The sequence below is a fragment of the Pseudooceanicola sediminis genome, from assembly GCF_003575965.1.
Classification (GTDB): Bacteria; Pseudomonadota; Alphaproteobacteria; order Rhodobacterales; family Rhodobacteraceae; genus Pseudooceanicola; species Pseudooceanicola sediminis.
Genome location: NZ_QWJJ01000008.1, coordinates 1 through 21,989, shown reverse-complemented (window position 1 = coordinate 21,989; position 21,989 = coordinate 1). Strand labels below are relative to the sequence as shown.

Sequence of the window (21,989 nt, the reverse complement as noted above, 5' to 3'; positions counted from 1 at the left end):
CGTGGCGCGCGGGTGCATCCGGCGCACTGGACGCGGGTCGTTAATTTTGACAGAAGCAAGGGGATATTTCGTCGCGCAGGGTCCGACGCCCTAGGGAGAAAACACTTTGACCGAGTTCAATGTACAGGATTTCATTTCAAGAGAAAGTCTGACGGTTCCCGAGACTTTCGTGGAGTCGGCCTGGCTGGGTCACGGACCGTTCGCATTTCATGTCATTGCGCGACTGAAGCCGAAGGTGTTCGTCGAACTGGGCACGCACAACGGATTTTCCTATTTCTGCTTTTGCCAGACCATCGCCAGCAAGGGCCTGGAAACCGCGGCCTATGCCGTCGACACATGGCAGGGCGATGAACACGCCGGTTTCTATTCCGACGCGGTTTTCAACAGCGTGACGGCGATCAATCAGAAATACGCGTCGTTTTCGACACTGATGCGGGCGACCTTCAGCGACGCGGTGGACTATTTCCCGGACGGGGGCATCGACCTTCTGCATATCGACGGGCGCCATTTCTATGACGACGTCAAACAGGACTTTTTCGAATGGCTGCCGAAACTGTCCAGCAACGCCATCGTGCTGTTCCACGACACCAACGTGAGAGAGCGCGATTTTGGCGTCTGGAAGCTGTTCAAGGAGCTGGGCGAGACCTACAGCACGTTCGAGTTCTTTCACCAGCATGGTCTGGGCGTGCTTGCGATCGGCGAGGTTCCCGCCAGCCTGGCGGCGTTTTTCGAGGCCGGTGACGCCGCCGCCGAAGCCTACCGGTTTGCCTATAGCACGCTGGGCGCGAACATGAACCGGAACTGGGCGCTTCAGGTCGAACAGAGCCGGACCCGCGAGCTGGGCGAATGGCGCGACCATGCGCGGGAACTGGAAAACGTGGTCAGGCACAGGGATGCGCAGCTGGCCGAGCAGGTGAAGCTGCTGGAAGACGCGCAGGCGAAGCTTGCGGCCTCGGAGGAGAAGCTTGCGGCGTCCCAGGAGAAGCGGTTCGCGGCGGAAACCGCGCGCACGGCGCTGACGGAACAACTGGAACTTCAGGAAGCGCAGGCGGCCGAGGCGGCGCTGAGGTTGCAGGCGCAGAACGATACCCTGGTGCAGTTGCAGGCACAGCGCGAAATGGCGGTGAACCTGGTCGTGCGCGCGCGGCGGCGGCCGCAGGCGCTGCTGGTCAAGCTGCTGGAATACCGTGTGCTGCGCGTGCTGGCCAAGTTGTCGCCGCCCTTGCCGAAGGACATGACCCAGCGATTTGCCAGGAGCGCGCAGAAGCGCAATCCCAAGCGGCCGATCATGGCGCTGCCTCAGTCATCGCAGTCACCGCAGTCACCACAGGGTGCGGTGGTCCCGGTGGTCCCGTCCGAAGCGCCCGAGGTTCCCGTCCTGACCAAGCCGCCACGCGACTGCGTGATCGTGGTCAGCCACGAGGCGACGCGCACCGGCGCGCCGATCCTGTCGCTGAACATCATCAGGGAGTTGTCGCGCAAGTATGACGTGATTTCGATTTCGCTGCTGGGCGGGCCGCTGGCGCGATATTTCAGCGAGGAGAGCTATTGCAGCATCGAACTGGACCGCGCGACGATGTCACCGGCAGAGATCGAGGTGCGGGTCATGGAGATCGCGCAGGCCACGAAGCCCCTGTTCGCCGTCGCGAATTCCGCGGCCAGCTACAGCGCGCTGCCGGCGCTGAAGAAGTCGGGGGTGCCGATCGTGGCGCTGGTGCACGAATTCGCCTCGGATCTGCCGGCCCATCCGTATTTCATCGAGACGCTGGAGCTGGCCGACAAGGTCGTGTTCTCGACCGAGCTGACGTTGTCGAACCTGCTGGAAAATCAACATATCTGCCGCCCCCCCAAGGCGATGATCCTGGCGCAGGGGAAATCCGAGGTGCCGTCATCGCTGGTGGATGAGACCATCAGGAAAGGCGAGCTTGCCGCCATCGGGCGGGCGTTCGGCAGCAACCCTGCCGAGATCACGCTGGTCGGTATCGGGTCGATCCATTACCGCAAGGGGCCGGATGTCTTTATCGAGATCGCGCGCAAGATCAAGCAGCGCGCCCCCGCCACGCGGTTCCGCTTTGTCTGGGTCGGGGACGGGCTGGACCCGCAGGGGGCGGAATATCCGCGGTTCCTGATCGACCAGGTCAATCGGGCCCAGTTGCAGACAAGTTTCCATTTCCTGCCCTCCGTCTCGGCGCTGGACGAGGTCTATGCCGCGGCAGATGCGCTGATCATCGCGTCGCGCCTTGATCCGCTGCCGAACGTCGCGATCGACATGATCGATGCGGGCAAGCCGATCTTCTGTTTTGAAAAGACCACGGGTTTTGCCGAAATTCTGCGGGACGAAGGCTTTGGCGCGTGCATCGCGGATTTCTTCGACACCTCCGACATGGCGGACCGGATCATCGCCGCCCTGACCAGCAAGGACGCGGCGATCGAACTGGGGCGCCGGCAATCCGGTGCGCTGGGGCCGACATTCGACATGGCCTCATACGTGGCGCAGATCGATGCGGTCGCCTGCGATCTTGGGAACGCGGTCGCGCAGCGCCAGGAGGATATCGACACGATTGACGCCTCCGGGATGTTCCGGACGGATTTCTATGATGTGCACGCGCGCAAGATGTCCCAGCGGGATCTGATTGCCGAATATGTCGATCGCAGCAAGACCGGGCGGGCCGCGCGCAAGGCCGTGCCGGGATTTCATCCGCTGGTCTATGCGGCGGAAACCGGGCTGGATTCGACCCGTGATCCGCTGGCGCATTACATCGGCACCGGCACCCCGCAGGGGATCTGGAACGCGCTGGTCATCGATGAACACGCGGAGGTCGACGAGGCAGAGGCCGCAAAGGTATCCGTGGCATTGCATATCCACGCCTATTACCCGGAAATGCTGGACGAGCTGATCACGCGTCTGAATGTCGGCAGCGTGTTTCCCGACCTGTTCATCTCGACCCGGGCGGGCGGAGAGGACGCGGTCACGCAGGGCGCGCGCGCCTACAAGGGCAAGCTGGTGGAGGCCCGTGCCTTTCCCAACATCGGGCGTGACCTGGGCCCGATGCTGAGCGGTTTTGGTGACAGCCTGCGGCAGTATGACATCGTCGGCCACACCCACACCAAGAAATCCCTGCATGTTCAGGACCGCGGCGTTGTCAGCAAGTGGAGCAACTTCATGCTGAACAACCTGCTGGGGTCCGAGGAGGCCGGTCCGATGGCGAGCCGGACCATCACCGCGATGGCGCGCGACCCTGAAATTGCCATCGTCTATCCCGACGATCCCGGGATGATGTCCTGGTGCGAGAACGCGGAAATCGCCGAGGATCTTGCCCGGCGTCTGAATGCCGGCCCGCTGCCGGATTACTTCAACTTTCCGGTGGGGTCGATGTTCTGGATGCGCAGGGCCCTGTTCGAGCGGTTCCTGGGCTTGGGATTCGACTGGGACAGCTATCCGTCCGAGCCGCTGCCAGACGATGGCACGGAGTTGCACGCAGTGGAGCGGTTGTTCGGTGCATTGCCGCAGATGGAGAAGATGAAGACGGCGGTTCTGAACGTGGTCGGCACGACGCGCTGAGGCGATGCAGGCCCGCATCGCGGGCCGCCCCTTCAGGGCCGTGCCCGGGGCGCATTTCCCCAGAGGTTTCGCGTGTGGTTTCGTCTGGGGGGCGTCTTTAGCGCCCGTCGCATCTTGGCCCCGCCCGCCGGGGGGGTGTTTGGTGCAGTGCGGCGAGGCGCGGCGAGGCGCGGCGAGGCGCGCCTAGGCGGGGGTGGAACCCGTCGCGGGCTTTGCATCGGTAAGCCCGTAGAACGCCAGCGCGGTATCGCGCAGCAGGGCGCGCCGGGCGGCATCGGGCATTTCGATCCCGTCGATCTGGGCGCGGGCGCGCACCGGGTCGACCACGGGCCAGTCGGTGCCGAACATCACCTTGCCGACGCCGCGCCGCGCGAGGTAGTCGACCAGCGCGGCAGGCCAGTGGCGCGGCGGGTGGGCATCGGTGGCGATGCGCACATTCGGATGCTTGAACGCGACCGAGATCATTTCATCGGTCCAGGGCACGCCGATATGGCTGCCGATCAGCTTGAGTTCGGGGAAATCGCAGGCGACGGTATCGAGCGTCATCGGATGCCCGAAGCTGCGCAGGGGGCGATCCGGGTCATAGATCAGGGCGTGCCCGACCTGGATCTGGATCGGCACGTCGAGTTCGCAGCATTTGGCGTAGGTGGGATAGTAGCGCGCGTGATCCGGGGCCAGCCCGAACCAGTGCGGATAGAGGTGCGCACCGACAAAGCCCATGTCCCGCACGGCACGTTCCAGATCTTGCAGGCCGGACATGCCTCGCGTGGGGTCGATCCCGGCCAGCCCGCTGAACCGGTCGGGGTGCCGGGCACAGATGCGGGCGACGCGATCATAGGGAATTTCGAACGATCCGCGCATGCGCATGTCACCGGCACGCACGGCGATCAAAAAGCTGCGTTCGATCCCGGCGCGGTCCATCTGGTCGAGCAGGACATCGACACCGGCGCCGGTGCGGGCGTGGTCATCCAGGTGCAGAAGGTCACGAAAGCTGGCAGAGAGACCGCCACCGTGGCTGGTGGCATCGCCGGGTTCATGCAGGTTGCAGGCAATGTCGATGGCGCCAAGACGGGCAGTCGTCATCAGGCGGTCCGCGCGGTGGCCGAGCGGTGCCGTGGGTCTGCCGGGACGTCGGTGGTTGCGGGTGTTTCCGTCTGGGGCGGGCGTAGCGATGGCGCCTTTTGCGCCCCGGCGCGCACAAGTGGCGTGACACCGGGAATGGCGGCAAGCAGCTGGCGCGTATACTCCTGCTGCGGGGCGGCGAACAGCGCCTCGGTTTCGCCGTGTTCGACGATGCGACCGTGCTGCATGACATAGACGTGGTGCGCGATCTGGCGCACCACGGCAAGGTCGTGGGAGATGAAGAGATAGGACAGGCCAAGCTTTTCCTGAAGATCCGCGAGCAGTTTCAGGATCTGCGCCTGCACGATCACATCCAGCGCCGAGACGGCTTCGTCCAGCACGACGAGGTCGGGGTCGAGCACGAGGGCGCGGGCGATCGCGACCCTCTGGCGCTGACCACCGGACAGTTCGGCGGGCAGGCGGCTGGCCAAGTCACGCGGCAGGGCGACGGCATCCAGCGCCTCTTCGACCTTGCGCTGGCGGGTGGCGGGGGTGCCGATGCGGTGGATGCAAAGGGGTTCCTCGATCGAGGCGCCGACAGTCCAGCGGGCATCGAGAGAGCCATAGGGGTTCTGGAACACCGGTTGCACGCGGCGGCGGAAATCATGCAGCCGCTTGCGGCGCAGTCGGGTCACGGCAAGGCCGTCGAAGATGATGTCGCCGGTCGTGACCTGTTCGGTGCGCAGCAACATCTTGGCCGTGGTGGATTTGCCCGATCCGCTTTCACCGACGACGGCAACTGTCTGGCCCCGCGGGATTTTCAGGTTCATGCCCTCGACCGCGACAAAGGGCGCGGCGCGACCGAACAGGCGTGCGGCGCCGGGGTATTCCTTGCGGGCCTGTACCAGTTCGGCCAGCACGCGCTGGCTGCCGGGGGTGCCGGGACTGGCGGTCGTGGGGCTGCGCACAAGGCGCGGGGCGTCAAGGGTCGGTGCCGCGTCGATCAGGCGGCGGGTATATTCCGACTGGGGGGCCTGCATGACGCGGGCGGCCGGGCCGCGTTCGATCATGTCTCCGCGAAACATCACCAGTGCCTCGTCGCAGCGTTCGGAGGCAAGCGGCAGGTCATGGGTGATCAGGATGACGGCGGTGCCCATTTCAGCCGTCAGGCTTTGCAGCTCGTCCAGGATGACCTTTTGCACGGTCACGTCCAGCGCCGAGGTCGGTTCATCCGCGATCAGCAGACGGGGGCGGCAGGCGAGACCGATGGCGATCAGCACGCGCTGACGCATCCCGCCGGACAATTCGTGCGGATACTGGCGCGCCCGGCGCGCCGGGTCGTTGATGCCGACCATGTCCAGCAGGTCGACGGCGCGGGCGTGGGCCGCACGACCGCTGGCCTGTCCGTGGACCTTGAGCACCTCGGCGATCTGCGTGCCGACGCGCTGAATGGGATTGAGGTTCGACATCGGGTCCTGCGGCACAAGGCCGATGCCGCTGCCGCGGATGCGCCGCAACTCGGCCTCGCTGGCCTGTACGAGGTCGCGCCCCTCGAACAGGATCTGGCCGCTGGTGACACGCCCGTTGCCGGCCAGCAGGCCGTTGACGGCGGCGGCCATGGTGGATTTTCCCGAGCCGCTTTCGCCTACGACGGCGACGGTCTGCGCCGGTGCAAGATCCAGGTTGATGCCGCGCACCGCGGAGACCGGACCATGGGGCGTGTCGAATTCGATGTGCAGGTCGCGGATCGACAGCAGCGGAGCGATGGAGGCAGAGGACATCAGGCGGACTCCGGAAACGTGAGGGGCAGAACGGCGTGACGGGCAGGGTGCAATCGGCACCTGCCCGCACATGAGGCGGGCGCACCGGTCAGGCGCGCCCATCCCCGAGGTTATTCGGCGGCCTGTGTCGCCACGTCGGCGGGCCAGGCGGCGGCGATATCGGCGGTTTCGACGACCTCGGCAAAGGACCAGCCCATGCCGACGAGGGCGTAGTGATTGCGCTCGGGCGTGAATTCGGCCACCGCGTCCTTGACGACATAGGTGCCGTAGTCGCGCTGGCCGGCGTCGCGCACGGTGGTTTCCACGCAGATGTTCGTGGTCACGCCGCAGACAACCAGGTTGCGGATGCCCATCGAGGTCAGCACCGGTTCAAGGCGGGTGCCGTAGAACGAAGAAGGCCGCGACTTGTCGATGACGATGTCATCGGGGCGCACTCCGAGCTCGTCTATCACCTCGATCTCCTCGGTGCCGAAGCCGAGCGAGCCGTTGGTCAGGCGTTCGTCGCCCTTGGCGCCGCGATGCAGCCCGAAGTCGACCATTCCGGGCATGTAGACATACCGGGTGAAGATCACCGGGATACCTGCGGCGCGGGCCATCTTGACCAGGCTGACGCAGCCGGGAATGGCCGCTTGCAGGGGGGTCACGTCAAGGCCGAGCTGGCCAAGGCTGTATTGGTTGTCGATGAAGGCCTTTTGCATGTCGACGACAAGCAGGGCGGTGTTCTGTGTCGGGATGGGTGTCATGTTCATTCCTCAGCGAAAGACCATCATGCCATCAGGGCGCGGCGACCAGTCGATGTCCTTGGACACGCCGTAGATGTAGCTGTCGATGAAGAGCGGGGCGTAGATCGTCCGCTCGGCGTTGATTGCCGAAATCTCGGCCAGGTCGGCGGCGCGGGCTTCGGCGTCGTTCTCTCCGACCTGCTTGGCCATCAGCGTGTCGATCCGATCATCGTAGATATAGCCCTGCTGATCCTTGGCGAGCAGCATGTAGAAGGGCAGATGCGCGTCCATCACCGAGGGTGCAAAGGCAAAGATGAAGATGCCGGGGAAGGATTTGCCGAACCAGTTGCCGTAGAAGGTATTCTGCTCCATCGGGTCGAGTTCGGTTTTCACACCGATCTGGTCCATGAAATAGGCGATGGCCTGGGCCAGCTGGTCAATCTGCGGCAGGCCGGTGGTGGGGTAGGAAATCTTGATCGGGGTGCCGTCATAGCCGGCCTCTTGCACCAGCGCCTTGGCGGCTTCGACATCGGCCTTGGTCGGCTCCATCGTCGGATCGAAGCCAAAGGTCACAGGTGCGATGATCTGCGCGGTCGGGGTTGCGGCCCCGTTCAGCAGGCGTTGCGAAATCAGGGTGCGGTCGATGGAAAGGTCAACGGCCTTGCGCATTTTCTGGTCGCCAAGGAACGGCGCGCCGCCGTTGAAGCCCAGAAACACGACGCGGTTTGCGTCCTGCGCGACGACATCGACCGAGCCCTGCTGCTTGACCCCGTCAACCTGTGCCGGACCGAGGAGCGCGACATCGACATCGCCCGATTGCACGGCAGCCGCCCGGGTGGTTTCATCCGGGATCGGCTTGAACGTCACCTTGTCGTATTTGGCCGCGTCGCCCCAGAAACCGTCATAGCGCACCATTTCGATGGAATCGCCCGACACCCAGTTCGTCACCTGGTAGGGACCGGAGCCGATGGGTTTGCGACCGAATGCCTCCTTGCCCATTTCCTCATAGGCTTCCTGGCAGACGATGGGGATCAGCGAGACCTGCCGATCGAAGGGCGCGAAGGCGCTTTTGAGGTTGATCACGACCTGGGTGGGCGAGGGGGCCTCGACCGTGTCGACCAGACCGAGGTAGCCGCCGAGGCGCGAGGTGCTGTCGCCCATGGCGGAGTCGAACGTGAACTTGACGTCGGAGCTGTCCATCGGCGCGCCGTCCTGGCAGGTCATGCCCTCGGCCAGGGTGAACGTCCATTGGTCCAGGGTGTCGTTGAAGCTCCAGCTGGTGGCGAGATCGGGCACGACATCGCCGTTGCCGTCAATCGTCGCGAGGCGGTCGAACACGTTGTAGTAGATGTTCAGCGCGGGCAGGTTGGTATCGTAGAGCGGATTGAGGGAGTCCGGTTCGCCGTGCAGGCCGGCGATTACCTCGGCCGGCTGTGCCTGGGCGGCGAGCGGCACAAGTGCCGCCAGCGCCGTGGCCGTGATCGTGGTTTTCAGGATCCTGTTGGTCATGTGTGTTCTCTTTTTTTTATGGGAGGAACGGTTCTTGTCAGCCGCGAGAGGGAGGTTTCGCGGCGAGCCCCTGCCCGGCGAACTGAATGCCGCCGATCAGGCAGAAGATCACGAATGCAGGCAGGATCGTCAGATGCGGTTCCGTCTGCAGGTAGCGCTGCCCTTCGGAGATCATCATGCCGAGAGAGGGGGTGGGGGGTTGCACCCCGAGGCCGATGAAGGACAGCGAACTTTCGATGGCGATGACGACGCCGGTGTCGAAGGCCGCCAGGATCAGCACCTTCGGGGCGACGTTGGGCAGAAGGTGTCGCGCGAGGATCCAAAGATCCGTCGCCCCGGCGGTGCGGGCGGCGATCACGAATTCCTGAGAGCGCAGGCTGAGCACCATGGAGCGGGTCAGGCGGCCGTATGTCACCCAGTTGGTCAGGCCCAGCAGCAGCACCAGCATCCATGTCGACGCCCCGAGCGCGGCAACGAGGACGATCAGCAGCAGCACGACGGGGATCGCCAGCTGGATGTTGCCCAGGCCCATCAGCAGCGTGTCGGCCAGCCCGCGATACCAGCCTGCAAGCAACCCCAGGGCCAGGCCGAGGCAGGCGCTGATGGCCACGGCGCTGGCGGCGATCAGCAGCGACACCTGCGTCGCACGCGCCAGTCGTGACAGCACGTCACGGCCCAGGGCGTCGGTCCCCAGTGGGTGGGCGGTATCACTGAAGGCCGGGCCGAGAGAGCCGAAGAGATCCTGGTGCATCGGGTCGAACCCGGGCCAGAGCGGGGTCAGCACCGCCAGCGCCAGCACGAGGCCCAGCATGATCAGCGACAGCGTGGTCGACAGCGACAGGCGCGCGCGGCGGCGTTTCGGGGTGGTCAGGTCTGTGGCGGTCATGAATGCCTCACACGCGGGTCGAGCGCCGCGTAGATGAAATCGACAAGAAGGTTGATGACGACGAAGGCGCAGGCGATCATCAGAACGCCGGCCTGGACGACGGGAAAGTCGCGCTGGCTGACGCTGTCGATGATCAGGCGGCCGAGGCCGGGCCAGTTGAATACCGTTTCCAGCACGACCAGCCCGCCAATCAGCACGCCAAGGTTCACGCCCGCGACGGTGATCACCGGCAGCAGCGCATTGGGCAGCATGTGACCGAGCACCAGACGGGGACGCGAAATGCCCTTGGCCCGCGCCGTGCGGACCCAGTCGCTGGCGCGCATTTCCTCAAACGCCGAGCCGATCAGGCGCAGGTAGAGCGCGATTTCAAAGCTGGCGATGGTGGCAACGGGAATGACGTAGCTGGACCAGTCGTTGCGCCCGATGGCCGGCAGGACGTTCATCTTGACCGAAAAGATCAGCACGAGGAGGATTCCGAACAGGAAGGGCGGCACGGATTGGCGTGCTGTTGCAATCCACAGGATCAGCGTGTTCAGGCGTCTGGAGCCCGACACCTCGCTGATGACCGCCAGGGCCACGGCGATGAAGAAGCCGATGGAGAAGGAAATCAGCGCCAGTTCCAGCGTGGCGGGCATACGCTCCAGCACGATGTCGAGCGCCGGGCGCCCCTGTCGCAGGGATATGCCCAGATCGCCCTGTACCGCCGATTGCAGGAAGGTCAGGTATTGTACCGGCAGGCTGAGGTCGAGGCCGAGCGCATGGCGCATCGCGGCGACGTCTTCGGCTGTGGCCTGGTCGGGCAGCATGAGGCGCACGGGATCGCCGGAAAAGCGCACGAGCAGGAAGACGAAGGTCAGCACCGCCAGCAAGGTGGCGGCACCCCCGAGCAAACGTGACAGCAGATATCGGCCCATGCGGTTCTCCGTGCGGTTGGCGGATTGTGCGAAACGGAGCCGGTATCGCCGCGGCAGACATGCCGATGCGGCGCGTGGTGTGGGGTCCGTTGGAACAATCTTCGCCTCGATGCTGCGGCTGCACTGTTGTTGCTGTCAATATTTATATTCACTATTCGCACTCGAAATTTATTTTAGTTTGAATATCGAAATCATATTGTCAGATAATGAACAATTCTGCTTAGATGAGCATCAGACGGCTTGAGTCGCTGCGCTTCGTCCTTCTCTATGGGGCATTCCTTCGGTGTGGACCGGGGGTGCCGGGCCGAAAGCGAGACAGAGGAGACGCGCAGCATGCCGATAAAACAGGAACCCGACGCCACTCCGACGGGTGCGGATGACAAACTGGTCATTCCACCGGGAAAGAAGCCGCCGCAAGGAAGTCAGACAGTCGATAAGGCAATGAGATTGTTGAAGATCATCGCTGGCGGTTCCTCTGAGGGATTGCGCCTGATGGACCTGGCGGAACAGAGCGGGCTGGACCGGGCGACGGCCTATCGGCTGGTGACCAGCCTGGCGAACCACAATTTCGTCGATCAGGACATGCAGTCAAAGCGGTATACGCTGGGCCTGGAATTCTTTGCGCTGGCGTCGGCGGCATCGAACCGGCACGACCTGTCCGATCGTGCGCGGGAGGCGCTGGAGCATCTGTCCGAAGTGACGGGCGACACCGCGATGTACTGTCTGCGCTCGGGTCTGGATGTCATTTGCATGGATGTGCAGATGGGCAATTTTCCCGTCCGCACCATGCCGATGGACATCGGATCGCGCAAACCGATCGGTGCCGGGGCGACCGGAATTGCCATGCTGGCACCGCTGCCGGACCCTGAGATCGAGGATATCCTGGCGCGTGCGGCACCGCGGCTGGCCAAGGTGCCCGGTTCGGACGCGGAAAGCATCCGCCGCGAGGTCGCCCTGTGCCGTGAGCGGGGCTGGGCATTGGCCGCAGACGATCCGCAGGGGCGGATCATGGGGCTGAGCCTGTGCCTGACCTCGCGCAACAATCGTCCTGTCGGCGCGCTGACGCTGAATGGCATTCCCGAACGTTTCGCCGATGACCGTGTGGCTGGCCTTGCGGCCCTGCTGCGGGAAGAGGCGCGCGAACTGGCCGATCAGCTTGATCGGCTGCCTGAAACGGAACGGCATCGCACCCGCTGGTCGGGCAAGCGGACTGCGCGTTCTCAAAACCGGCCCTGATGACGCCTGAGGAGGGCGCATGAGGGGCCAGATCCAGAAAGGAACTAGCCCGAATGACCATGACGGACCTGCTACGTGGCCGCCTGCGCCTTCCAGTCATCTGCTCTCCGCTTTTCATCATCTCGGGGCCGGAGCTTGTCATTGCGCAATGCAAGGCGGGGATCATCGGCTCTTTCCCGGCGCTGAACGCGCGTCCGCCGGAAATGCTGGACGATTGGCTGGCGCAGATCAACGAGGAGCTGGCTGCGCACGACGCCCGCCATCCCGACCGTCCCGCCGCGCCGTTCGCAGTGAACCAGGTGGTCAACAAGATGAGCACACGCCTGGATAGCGACATGGAGATCTGCGAGAAGCACAAGGTGCCGCTGATCATCACGTCCCTGGGCGCACGCGAAGACGTCAACCAGGCTGTGCACCGCTGGGGTGGGCAGGTCTATCATGACGTCACGACGAATTTCTATGCGCACAAGGCCATCGACAAGGGGGCAGACGGCCTGATCGCGGTTGCCGCCGGCGCGGGCGGTCATGCCAGCGATGTGTCGCCCTTTGCCCTGATGCAGGAAATCCGCGCCTGGTGGGATGGTCCGTTGGCGCTGTCCGGTTGCATTTCGACCGGACGGTCTATTCTTGCCGCCGAGGCAATGGGCGCAGATTTCGCCTATATCGGGTCGGCCTTCATCGCCGCGGCCGAGGCCAATGCGGTCGAGGATTACAAGCAGATGATCGTCGACAGCGAAGCCAAGGACATCATGATGACGGACTTGTTCACCGGGCATCCGGGCAACTATCTGCGCCCGTCCATCGAACGCGCCGGGCTTGATCCTGAACAGCTGCACCTTGAGACGAAGGAAACGCTGGAATGGACGCTGAACCACAAGAAGGTCAAGCGCTGGAAGGACGTCTGGGGCGCGGGGCAGGGCATCGGAGCGGTTGATGCGGTGCGCCCGGTCGAAGCGATTGTCGATCGCTGGGTGGATGATTACGACAAGGCGAAATCCGGGCTGATGCGCGAAAGCAGCATGCTGCGGTCGGTGGCCTGATCGCAGCTGGCCATCGACGGTGCGCCAGATCACGAGGCGCACGTGCGGCTAAGTGGACGTGAACGGGGGCGTGGCAGGGAAACCTGCCGCGCCCCTAACGTCTCGGATATGACCGCGTACGTGGGGGCTTGGGTGATGGCGCCTGTTACAGCAGTGCGCGCAGGATGTCGGGTTCGGTTTTTCGGCCCAGCAGTATGGCGGTGGTCTGGGCCTGCAGCGCGTCCAGATCGGGCGAAAGCGGAAGCGCACGCTGATGTGCGGCGTCCCTGCTGAACCATGGGGCATAGCTCAGCCCGTCGCGGGCGCGCCACCATGCCGCCATCATGTGTCCGCCGTGCCAATCGTCGGGCACGTCGTGAATATATCGCGCGCGCAGTCGCGCCAGTTCAGAAGGATCCTGTGGCAGGGGGTCATGCCGCGTGGTCAGGGTGAACCGGTCGCGTGGCAGATGCGCGGCGACGCGGGCACCGGTGAACCATGTCTCGACAAGGGCCGAGCCGGGAATCGCCTGGGCGAGGGCGGCGGCCATGCGGGGGGCAAGGGTGTCTGGTGGGCCGTCCGGCAGTGGCGCGGACTGGCCCGAGCCGGGCAGATCGGGCACCCAGACCGGGCCGTTGGCGCGTTCGCCGTGATGCAACAGCATCGCGCCGGACCCTGGATGGCCGTGCAGCAGCAGGCGGGCCGGCCCCGTGTCGCGATCAGGCCCCGTGTCGCGATCCGGCCCGAGACGGCGCAGGAACAGGCCGTCGCGCGTGAAAAAGGCGCGCTGGCTTTGTGCGGGGCGCGGCGGGGCGGGGGTGTCATGGTGCAGGGCATTGGCGATGGCCCTGTGCCAGGGGGCCGGATCGGGGGGCAGTCGCAGGATATTGGCCGCAGGCGCCAGCGCCTGCACGCGATCAAGGTGCGGAAACAGCAGGTCATCGGCGCGGCACAGGTAGGTCACCGGCAGGTTGACCGCTGCGGCCGCGCGCACATCATCGTGCGCGTCATACCGAAATGCGGCGCTGTATCCTGTGGTGTAGTTGGGCGCATCGCTGACCCCGGCGGCCAGCAGATCCTCGATGACCTGCATGTGAAATTCCAGCGGTGGCGGATCAAATCGCAGCCGGTTCGCCTCTCCGTGGGCATACCATGGATAGAACATCAGCTGATCGCGCACGCGGGCCCAGAGCGCGCTCATGTGCGTGCCGGACCATTCCGGGGCAAAGCGCGGCAGGTAGTGGCGCAGTTGCTCTTCCTTTTCCTGCCGGGTGAAGAGCGGCAGTCCGTCCAGCACCACGTGAGAGCAGGTGCCGGGGTGCCGACGGGCCAGAGACAGGGCGATTTCGGCGCCCGTGTGCGTGCCATAGAGTGTGGCCTGCTGAAGGCCAAGGCGAGCCAGAAGGGCCGCCGTTGCGTCGGCAAAGTCTGCAATCTCGGGCCGTTTCTGGCGCAGGGGGTCGGATTGCCCGTATCCGGGGGTATCGGGGCAATAGACGGTAAAGCGGTCGGCCAGCGCCTGGGCAAGCGGCAGCACCTGGACAGAAGATCGCGGCGAAAGATGCAGCAGGACGACGGCGGGCCCGCTGCCGAGGATGCGAACGTGGTGGTTGCGCTGTGCCACGTCGACGATGAGGCGGGTGACGGTATGGGGCATGTCGGGGGCTCCGCTAAGCCGGTCGCACGAGATCAGGCGGATTTCGCCATTACATCGTGGTGCGACTCGGAATTTCACTTATAGAAAACTTGTGCGGCGGGCAGTGAGGATATGCCCGAAGTTTGGCAAGGAGCGGGTACAAAATGCGCCCATTTGCGGCGCGGTGCGCAAAAAATGCACGTATGAAATTCTAAGAATTTCATTTAATGAACTATGTTGGTTATTTTATGGCATTAAATGAAATCAAAGTTGACGCCCAAAATGCTGCATCGCATCATTTCTTCATGAGGCCGCGCGCCGGAGCCAGGTGCCAGCCCTTCGTGGTGAGGACCGGAGCCGCCGCGCCCACAAGACCTGCGACATGGAGTGCAATATGACTCTGGATGATGCCACATCAGAGATGCAAACGGTTCTGGATTTTTCGCAAGACCCCGGCCACGAAATGATCCGGGATCAGGTGCGCAGCTTTTTCGAGCGGGAATTGCCGGAAACAAGCATTCGCGCGGCAGACCGGGCGCGCAAGATTCCCGACAAGATCCTGCGTGCGATCGCCGATCTTGGCTGGCATGGGCTGACCATACCCGAAAGCCATGGCGGGGCGGGTGCCGATGTGACCTATGCCGCCGTTCTGGTCGAGGAGGTCGCACGGCGGTTTCCGTCGATGGCGACGGACCTCGTGGGCTTTTTCATGGGGGCACGCGCGGTCGCGGAACACGGTTCGGCGGCGCAAAAGGACGCGTGGCTGCCGAAGATGGCGATCGGGGATTTTACCTTTGCATTCGGGATCACCGAACCGGATTGCGGCACTGACGCGCTGCGCGCCAAGACCCGTGCGGTGAAACAGGATGATGGCAGTTGGAAGATCAACGGTCGCAAGCTCTATACCTCGTTCGCGGCCGAGGCGGATGCGGTCCTGGTGTTGGCGCGGACCTCTCCTCATCCAGAGGGGAAACCGGCGCGGGGGTTGTCGCTGCTGATGGTGCCGACCGATCAGCCGGGGTTCGAGGCGCGGCGGATGCAGCTGATGGCGCATCGCGCGGCCTGCACTTGCGAAACATATTACGACGACGCCGTTGCCCCCGCCGATGGTCTGCTGGGCGAGGAGGGGCGTGGTTTCTACCACTTGATCAAGACGCTGGACGAAGAGCGTATCCTGGCAGCCGCGATCTATATCGGGATCATGCAGGGCGTGCTGGACGCGGCGGTCGGCTATGCACAGGAGCGTATCGCCTTTGACCGCCCCATCGGGGCCTTTCAGGCGGTTCAGCATCCGCTGGCCGATATCGCGACCGATCTGCATCACGCCCGGCTGTTCACCACGAAGGCCGCCTGGATGATTTCGCGCGGGATCGAGTGTTCGTCAGAGGCGGCGATGGCCAAGGTCTTTGCGTCCGAGGCCGCGCAACGGGCGACCGACCGGGGAATGCGCATATTGGCCGGATACGGTCTGGTCGAGGAAAGCCCGATGGAGCGGTTGTTCCGGGATGCGCGCCTGGGCCTGTTTTCGCCCGTGTCGAACGAGATGAGCCGGAATTTCATCGGGGAACGCCTGGGCCTTCCCCGGTCCTATTAAGTGCCAACAGTGGTCGGCCGCCTGGCGATCGCACCGCCGGGAACCGCAGGTAAAGACAAAGGAAGATGACTTGAGTGTAATGAGCGCAATCGAACCGACAAGCTATCCCTGGCTGGACTATCGCAAATATGCCTTTGCCCTGGGACGCAAGACGCCGGCGGGCTTGTTCCTGTCCGGCGCGACCGGATCCGAGCATATCGATGGCGCGGTCGTGACCCGGGGCGGCATGGCGGCGCAGGCACGTCTGGCCTGGGCCAAGATCGCGGCCGTGCTGGAGGCCGAGGGCAAGAGCCTGCAGGATGTGACCCGTGTCGCCGAATACGTGCCGATTGCGGCGCTGGAGCAATACGGCGAAGCAATCGGGGTGCGCACGGAAATCCTGGGCGGACGTGAAATCTGCGTCAACACCGTGCCGGTCAAGGGCCTGCTGCGGCCCGATGCCCTGATCGAGATCGAGGCGAACACGGATATTGCGGCGGCGGGAATTTCCAAGGGCGTCGTGCACCTGCCGACGATCCTGCCGCTGAAGAATGGCGAGATCTGCTATCCCGGCGACGTGGTCGGGCAGACGGCGCGCATTTTCGAGGTGGCGGAAGAGATGCTGCTGGCCATGGGTCTGGACCTGAGCCACGTCGTGCAGACCATCGACTATCTGCTGCCGAGTGTCCGGCGGGATTACCGCGGTGCAGGCCAGCCACGGTTCGACGCGCTGGGGCCTGTCTATCCCGGGGCCGCCGGGATCATGCAACCGGGCCTGCTGCATCCCGATGCCGTCGTGCAATACGATATCACCGCAACCCGCGATGTGCCCGAACGCATTCGCGTGCCGGGCTGGGATCGATATGACAGCCTGTCCTATTCGGCGGGGGTCAAGGCGGGCAAGCTGGTGTTCGGGTCAGGGTTCGGGGCACTGAACTGTGCGACCGGAGAATGCTTTCACGACTATGACATCGTGGCCCAGGCAGACATGATCTATGCTTCGATCCAGACGATGCTGGCGGTTGCCGGGGCCAAGATGTCGGACGTGGTGCATACGCTGGAATTCGTCGAAAGCCAGACCTTGGAGGCGTACAAGGGCGTCGCGGATGTCCGGCGCAAGTATTTCGGATCGCAGGTGCTGCCTGCGGCGACCGGAGTGGTTTGCGAAGGTATCCTGAAACGCAGTTTCGTGATTGAAATCGTGCCGATTGCCGTGATCTCGGAATGAGCGATCTGCTGAGCGATGAGATCCGCGCCCTGATTGGCGCGGAGCGATACTATCCCGCGCACGAAGAGATCGGCGGCGCGGCGATCCGATATTTTGCCATCGCCGTCGGGGATACGGATCCGATTTATGTCGACGATGCGGCGGCCCGTCGCCAGGGGTATTCCGGGCGTATCGCCCCCCCGACATTCGTGGTGGAGACCGGGCAATACGCGGGCAATACGCCCAGTGCCAATGGATATATCCCGCACGAATGGCCGTGGCCCAAGGGGTTTCGCACCATCCGCGGCGGCCAGGACTATGTGTTCAAGCGGCCCATCGTGCCGAGCGACCGTATTTCGGTGCGCTATCGGCTGGAAAGTGTCGAGGCGAAATCATCGCGCGACGGGCGCGGGCAATTGCTGGCCGTGTCGCTGGCGGAATATCTGGATGCCGCGGGCGCGATCGTCGCCACGAACCGAGAGCTGTTCTTTCTGCAACCGCTGGAGGCGGGGCAATGAGGCACCAAACGGCGCTGAACCCGCGCGAAGGGGACGTGTTGCCACCTTTTGAAAAGACGCTGACCCCGGTTGACCTGATGGCCTACGGTGCGGCCACCTGGGATTGGTACGCCTGTCATTACAATGATGCCGCCGCACGCGATCTGGGCCTTTCGGCGCCATTCGTGGATGGCCAGATGTGGGGGGCATGGTTCGCCCGCCAGCTGCGCGCATATTGCGGACCGCAGGCGTTCGTGGGGGGCATGAAGCTTCGCTATCACGCGATGTGTTTTGCCGGCGATCACGTGGAATGCCGCGCCGTCATCACCAGTGTTTCGCCCCTGGCAGACGGGACCGAGATAGAGGTCAGCCAACAGATCGAAAAGGCGGGCACGCGCGTTGCCTCCTGCATTTCGGTCGTGATCCTGCCGGCAACTGGGGTCGCGGAAACTGACTCGGAACACTCTGCCGGAAAAGCCACAGAAGAAGGTATTCGCACGTGAATATTGGGCACCACCTTACCCAGGCCGCTGCGCGCTGGCCGGACAAGACCGCAATCATCTTTGAAGGACAGCGCTGGAGTTACAGCGCCTTCAACAAACTGGCCAACCGGGCGGCCAATGCCTTTGCCGCGCGCGGCGTGCGGCCGGGAGACAGGGTTGCCTTTCTGACGTGGAACCTGCCTGAGCAGGTGGCCAGCTTTTACGGCCTGTTGAAGATGGGCGCGGTTCCGGTGCCCGTGAATTATCGGCTGGCCGCGAACGAGCTGAAGTTCATCATCGGCAATTCGCAGGCCCGCATGGTTGTCTTTGACGATGACCTGGCAGACCGGGTGGCGCAGATCGTGCCGGATCTCGATGTGCTGGGTTTTGTCAATATCGGCGCTGCGCGTCCCGGTTTCGCAACCGAGTTCCATGACTTCATCGCACCTGCTTCGGATACCGAGCCGCCGCTGGGCGCGGGATGGAACGACACGGCCTTTATCATGTACACCTCGGGCACGACGGGATTGCCGAAAGGCGTGTTGCGCAGCCATCGGGCAGAAACCATCGGCGCCATGATGACCGCTCAGGAAATCGGCTTTCGACATACCGATATCTGCATCCACAACAAGCCGCTGTTCCATATTGCGCAATTGCAGCTGCAAGTGCTGCCCTTCATCATGTTGGGGGCGACCGCGATCATCACGCGGGGGTTCGATGTGGACGAGACGATGAGCCACGTCGTCGATGAACGGGTCAGCGTATTGCACGGTGTGCCGACGCAGCTGGTCATGATGATGCAACAGGATTTGTCGAAATACGACCTGACATCGCTGCGCACCGGTTTTTTCGGAGGGCAGAACCTGAATGATGAAACCACGCAGGCGGCGATGGCGCTGTTTTCAGGGCGCTTCATGAACCTGTTCGGCATGACAGAGGCGCTGACCTGCACGGGCATCGATTACAAGCAACGCCCCGATCGCATCGGATCGGTCGGGCATGAGCTGGCTTCGGTTCACATGCGGCTGGTCAAGCCGGATGCCACCGACCCGAACGACATCGCCGCGCCCGGTCAGATCGGGCAAGTGATCGCGAAGTCTCCGGCCGTGATGGACGGTTACCTTGGCCTGCCCGAAAAGACCGCCCAGGTGCTGCGCGATGGCTGGTATTTTACCGGCGACGCTGGGTCGATCGAAGAGGATGGCAGCCTCTACGTGCATGGTCGTATCGACTACACGATCAAGTCGGGGGGCGAGAATATCCATCCCTCCGAAGTGGAGAACGTGCTGTTTCGTCATCCCGCGATCCGCGACGCGGCTGTCATCGGCCTGCCGAGCACGAAATGGGGCGACATGGTCTGTGCGGCGATTGTCGCCAAGGATACGGATCTGACCGCCGAGGCCTTGGATCGCTGGTGCCGCGAGAGCCCCGACCTGGCAGATTTCAAACGGCCCCGGCGCTATTTCTTCGTGCCTGAAATTCCTTCGAATTCGACCGGCAAGGTCGAGCGAAACAAGCTCAAGGCGCACCTGATGGATGCGCTGGATGCGCCCCTTGACTGATCGGAGGTCCCAATGAACACCATCGCTGTACCAAACGGTCTGGATCACCCCTTTCCCGATGCGCCGACGACCGGGCAGGCGATCCGCGTGGCACCTGGCGTGCTTTGGATGCGGCTTGCCCTGCCGCTGTCCCTTGATCACGTCAACATCTATGCCATCGAAGACGGCGATGGCTGGTTCCTGTGGGATGCAGGCATGGGCGATGCGCCGACGCTGTCCACCTGGGAAACCTTGCTGGCCGGCCCGCTGGGCGGACGGCCGGTAACGCGGCTGCTGGTCAGCCACCATCACCCGGATCACGTTGGCGCGGCGGGCTGGCTGTGCGCGCGAACAGGGGCCGAGCTGCTTATGGTAAAGTCGGAATTCCTGCTGACGCGGGTCCGGCTGGGGGGGCTGTTTGCCGACACCGAAGGCCACGACCGCGATTTCTATCATGCGCGCGGCCTGTCGGATGCAGCCACCGATGGCATACTGGGGCGCGGTGCGACCTATATCGAAACGGTCGCGCCGCTGCCTGCGGCCTATACCTCGATCCGGGCGGGGGACGTGATACGCATTGGCGGGCAGGATTGGCATCTGCGCACGGGGGGCGGGCATTCCGACGAAATGGCGATGCTGTGGAATCCGCAGGGGGGAGTTTTCCTTGCGGCGGACCAGGTGATGGAAAAGATCACCCCGAACATCGGCGTCTGGCCGCAGGAACCCTCGGCGCGGCCCCTGGATGAATTCCTGACCTCCCTGACGGCAATACGCGATCAGATCCCGGATGACGCACTGGTCTTGCCCGGGCACAAGTTGCCGTTTCGCGGTCTGCATCGGCGTGTGGATGAGCTGCTGGCCCATCACGAAAAGGTCTGTGGCAAGATCATGGCGGCGTCGGCCGATGGGCCCAGCACCGTCGGTGCGTTGATCCCACGCCTGTTTCGCCGCGAACTGCCGCCGCACCACGCCGGTCTGGCCTTTGCCGAGACGCTGGCACATGTGAATACGCTGATCGCACGCGGGGCGTTGACCCATGACGCGGATGGGGATGGGAAATTCTGGCTGAGGCAGGTGGCATGAGCGAAGCGCTCGACATCGGGCCCGACTCCCCTGATGTCGTTTACGAGGTGCGCGACGGGGTCTGTGTTCTGACACTGAACCGTCCGTCACGGATGAACGCATGGACGCCGGGCATGGAGGTCGCCCTGCGCGCGGCCTTTGAGCGCGCAGAAGCTGACCCCGAGGTTCGTGTCTTGCTGTTGACCGGGGCTGGCCGTGCCTTTTGCGCCGGTGCGGATATGGACAGTGCCGAGGGCGATGCGGACAACGCGATGAAGGCGCCACCCGCCCGAGAGGGAGATTTCGCACAGCGCTATTCCTACCTGATGGGTGGAGGCAAACCGCTGATTGCCGCAATCAACGGTGGCGCAGCGGGCGTCGGGCTGGTTCTGGCGTTATTCGCGGATATAAGGATCGCGCGCGCGGGCGCGAAGATGACCACGTCGTTTGCGCGGCGTGGGTTCGTGGCCGAGCATGGCGCCGCATGGTTGTTGCAGCGCCTCGTCGGGCCGATGACGGCGGCGGACCTGCTGCTGAGCGGGCGCATTTTTCTGGGCACCGAGGCCGCTGCCCTTGGCCTGTGCCGTGTTCTGCCCGACGCCGGCTTTGCCGAGGCCGCGCTGGCAGTGGCGCAGGAGATGGCCGCATCCTGTTCGCCCCGTTCCATGGCGGTGATCAAGGCGCAACTGCGCGCCGCCTGGGGGCAGACCCTTGCCGAGGCGACGCGGATGGCAGAGCGAGAGCTGGAGGCCTGCATCGCAACCCCCGATATGGCCGAAGGGGTCCGCAGCTACCTTGAAAAACGCCCGCCGAATTTTCCCCCACTCTACTAGCAGGGGCGGTCCCCGGGGAAGGGGAACACCTCGCCGGTCTCTTGGGCCGGAGGCTGGCAGGTGTCAGGGGGCTGGTGCGAGCGATGCGGTGGGGCAGGGGGGGAGCGCCCGGATTCGGCGCCGTTTGAAAAAAGATGGCCTCTGAGCAGAGCTGTGCCGGGGCAGACGACAGGATTCGGCCGCGCTGAGCCGAAAAATCGCCCCTGATTCCGAATCTTTCCGCGGTCTGATCGGCTGAAACGGGCTGCGCAGGGCCGAAATGCCGCGTGAAACCCGTCTGGAGCGCTCTCATCATCATGCTGATTGCGCTTATTTTATTGGCTCAACGGCGGTGATCGCGCGAAATGTGACTTTTCTGCGAATTTTGTGCTTGCGGGTTTGGGTGGTAAACTCTAGAACCCCCTTCACCGGCGGCGCTGAGGCGCACGACGGGACGCGAGACGGGGCGGACGGAACGGGTGGCGGTG

General features: G+C 63.9%; 17 protein-coding genes. 10 read left to right on the top strand and 7 right to left on the bottom strand.

Going from position 1 to position 21,989, the window contains the following annotated elements; genetic code table 11:
- Nucleotides 1-106: 106 nt before the first annotated feature.
- Nucleotides 107-3,562 (top strand): rhamnan synthesis F family protein, encoded by a 3,456-nt coding sequence (locus tag DL237_RS10280; RefSeq protein ID WP_119398989.1) that lies wholly within the window; start codon nt 107-109, stop codon nt 3,560-3,562.
- A 183-nt stretch (nt 3,563-3,745) separates the two neighbouring features.
- On the opposite strand, the gene DL237_RS10275 is transcribed toward DL237_RS10280, so the two are convergent.
- The 6 genes from DL237_RS10275 to DL237_RS10250 form a co-directional block, all read right to left on the bottom strand.
- Nucleotides 3,746-4,645, bottom strand: a complete 900-nt coding sequence (locus DL237_RS10275; RefSeq protein ID WP_119398988.1) for an amidohydrolase family protein — start codon at nt 4,643-4,645, stop codon at nt 3,746-3,748.
- On the bottom strand, nt 4,645-6,405 hold the full coding sequence (locus DL237_RS10270) for a dipeptide ABC transporter ATP-binding protein (protein ID WP_119398987.1): 1,761 nt from the start codon (nt 6,403-6,405) through the stop codon (nt 4,645-4,647). Before DL237_RS10270 ends, DL237_RS10275 begins: the two co-directional genes overlap by 1 nt.
- Nucleotides 6,406-6,515: 110 nt before the next feature.
- Nucleotides 6,516-7,148, bottom strand: coding sequence for a cysteine hydrolase family protein (locus tag DL237_RS10265; protein ID WP_158585616.1), 633 nt, complete (start codon nt 7,146-7,148; stop codon nt 6,516-6,518).
- A 9-nt stretch (nt 7,149-7,157) separates the two neighbouring features.
- Nucleotides 7,158-8,636, bottom strand: coding sequence for an ABC transporter substrate-binding protein (locus DL237_RS10260; RefSeq protein WP_119398985.1), 1,479 nt, complete (start codon nt 8,634-8,636; stop codon nt 7,158-7,160).
- A gap of 37 nt (nt 8,637-8,673) precedes the next feature.
- Nucleotides 8,674-9,522, bottom strand: coding sequence for an ABC transporter permease (locus DL237_RS10255; RefSeq protein ID WP_119398984.1), 849 nt, complete (start codon nt 9,520-9,522; stop codon nt 8,674-8,676).
- A complete protein-coding gene (locus DL237_RS10250; RefSeq protein WP_119398983.1) occupies nt 9,519-10,436 on the bottom strand; it encodes an ABC transporter permease in 918 nt (305 codons plus the stop codon). Before DL237_RS10250 ends, DL237_RS10255 begins: the two co-directional genes overlap by 4 nt.
- Before the next feature lie 267 nt (nt 10,437-10,703).
- On the opposite strand from DL237_RS10250, the gene DL237_RS10245 reads away from it, so the two are divergent.
- On the top strand, nt 10,704-11,672 hold the full coding sequence (locus DL237_RS10245) for an IclR family transcriptional regulator (RefSeq protein WP_119398982.1): 969 nt from the start codon (nt 10,704-10,706) through the stop codon (nt 11,670-11,672).
- Between the two features lie 53 nt (nt 11,673-11,725).
- The gene (locus DL237_RS10240; RefSeq protein WP_119398981.1) at nt 11,726-12,712 is read left to right on the top strand and encodes an NAD(P)H-dependent flavin oxidoreductase; all 987 of its coding nucleotides are present in this window, start codon (nt 11,726-11,728) and stop codon (nt 12,710-12,712) included.
- 145 nt (nt 12,713-12,857) lie between these two features.
- On the opposite strand, the gene DL237_RS10235 is transcribed toward DL237_RS10240, so the two are convergent.
- Nucleotides 12,858-14,348: an alpha/beta fold hydrolase gene (locus DL237_RS10235; protein WP_119398980.1), complete on the bottom strand. Its 1,491-nt coding sequence runs from the start codon at nt 14,346-14,348 to the stop codon at nt 12,858-12,860.
- A 373-nt stretch (nt 14,349-14,721) separates the two neighbouring features.
- Between DL237_RS10235 and DL237_RS10230 the strand changes: the two genes are divergently transcribed.
- From DL237_RS10230 to DL237_RS10200, 7 genes are all read left to right on the top strand, one after another.
- Nucleotides 14,722-15,921, top strand: a complete 1,200-nt coding sequence (locus DL237_RS10230; protein ID WP_158585614.1) for an acyl-CoA dehydrogenase family protein — start codon at nt 14,722-14,724, stop codon at nt 15,919-15,921.
- A 79-nt stretch (nt 15,922-16,000) separates the two neighbouring features.
- Nucleotides 16,001-17,128: a RidA family protein gene (locus tag DL237_RS10225; RefSeq protein WP_119398978.1), complete on the top strand. Its 1,128-nt coding sequence runs from the start codon at nt 16,001-16,003 to the stop codon at nt 17,126-17,128.
- Complete coding sequence (locus DL237_RS10220) at nt 17,125-17,625, top strand: FAS1-like dehydratase domain-containing protein (protein ID WP_119398977.1); 501 nt, start codon at nt 17,125-17,127, stop codon at nt 17,623-17,625. Before DL237_RS10225 ends, DL237_RS10220 begins: the two co-directional genes overlap by 4 nt.
- The gene (locus DL237_RS10215) at nt 17,622-18,107 is read left to right on the top strand and encodes a MaoC family dehydratase (protein ID WP_119398976.1); all 486 of its coding nucleotides are present in this window, start codon (nt 17,622-17,624) and stop codon (nt 18,105-18,107) included. Before DL237_RS10220 ends, DL237_RS10215 begins: the two co-directional genes overlap by 4 nt.
- Nucleotides 18,104-19,648: a class I adenylate-forming enzyme family protein gene (locus DL237_RS10210; RefSeq protein ID WP_119398975.1), complete on the top strand. Its 1,545-nt coding sequence runs from the start codon at nt 18,104-18,106 to the stop codon at nt 19,646-19,648. Before DL237_RS10215 ends, DL237_RS10210 begins: the two co-directional genes overlap by 4 nt.
- 12 nt (nt 19,649-19,660) lie before the next feature.
- Nucleotides 19,661-20,710 (top strand): MBL fold metallo-hydrolase, encoded by a 1,050-nt coding sequence (locus DL237_RS10205; protein WP_119398974.1) that lies wholly within the window; start codon nt 19,661-19,663, stop codon nt 20,708-20,710.
- Nucleotides 20,707-21,522 (top strand): enoyl-CoA hydratase-related protein, encoded by an 816-nt coding sequence (locus DL237_RS10200; RefSeq protein WP_119398973.1) that lies wholly within the window; start codon nt 20,707-20,709, stop codon nt 21,520-21,522. Before DL237_RS10205 ends, DL237_RS10200 begins: the two co-directional genes overlap by 4 nt.
- The last annotated feature ends 467 nt before the right edge of the window (nt 21,523-21,989 follow it).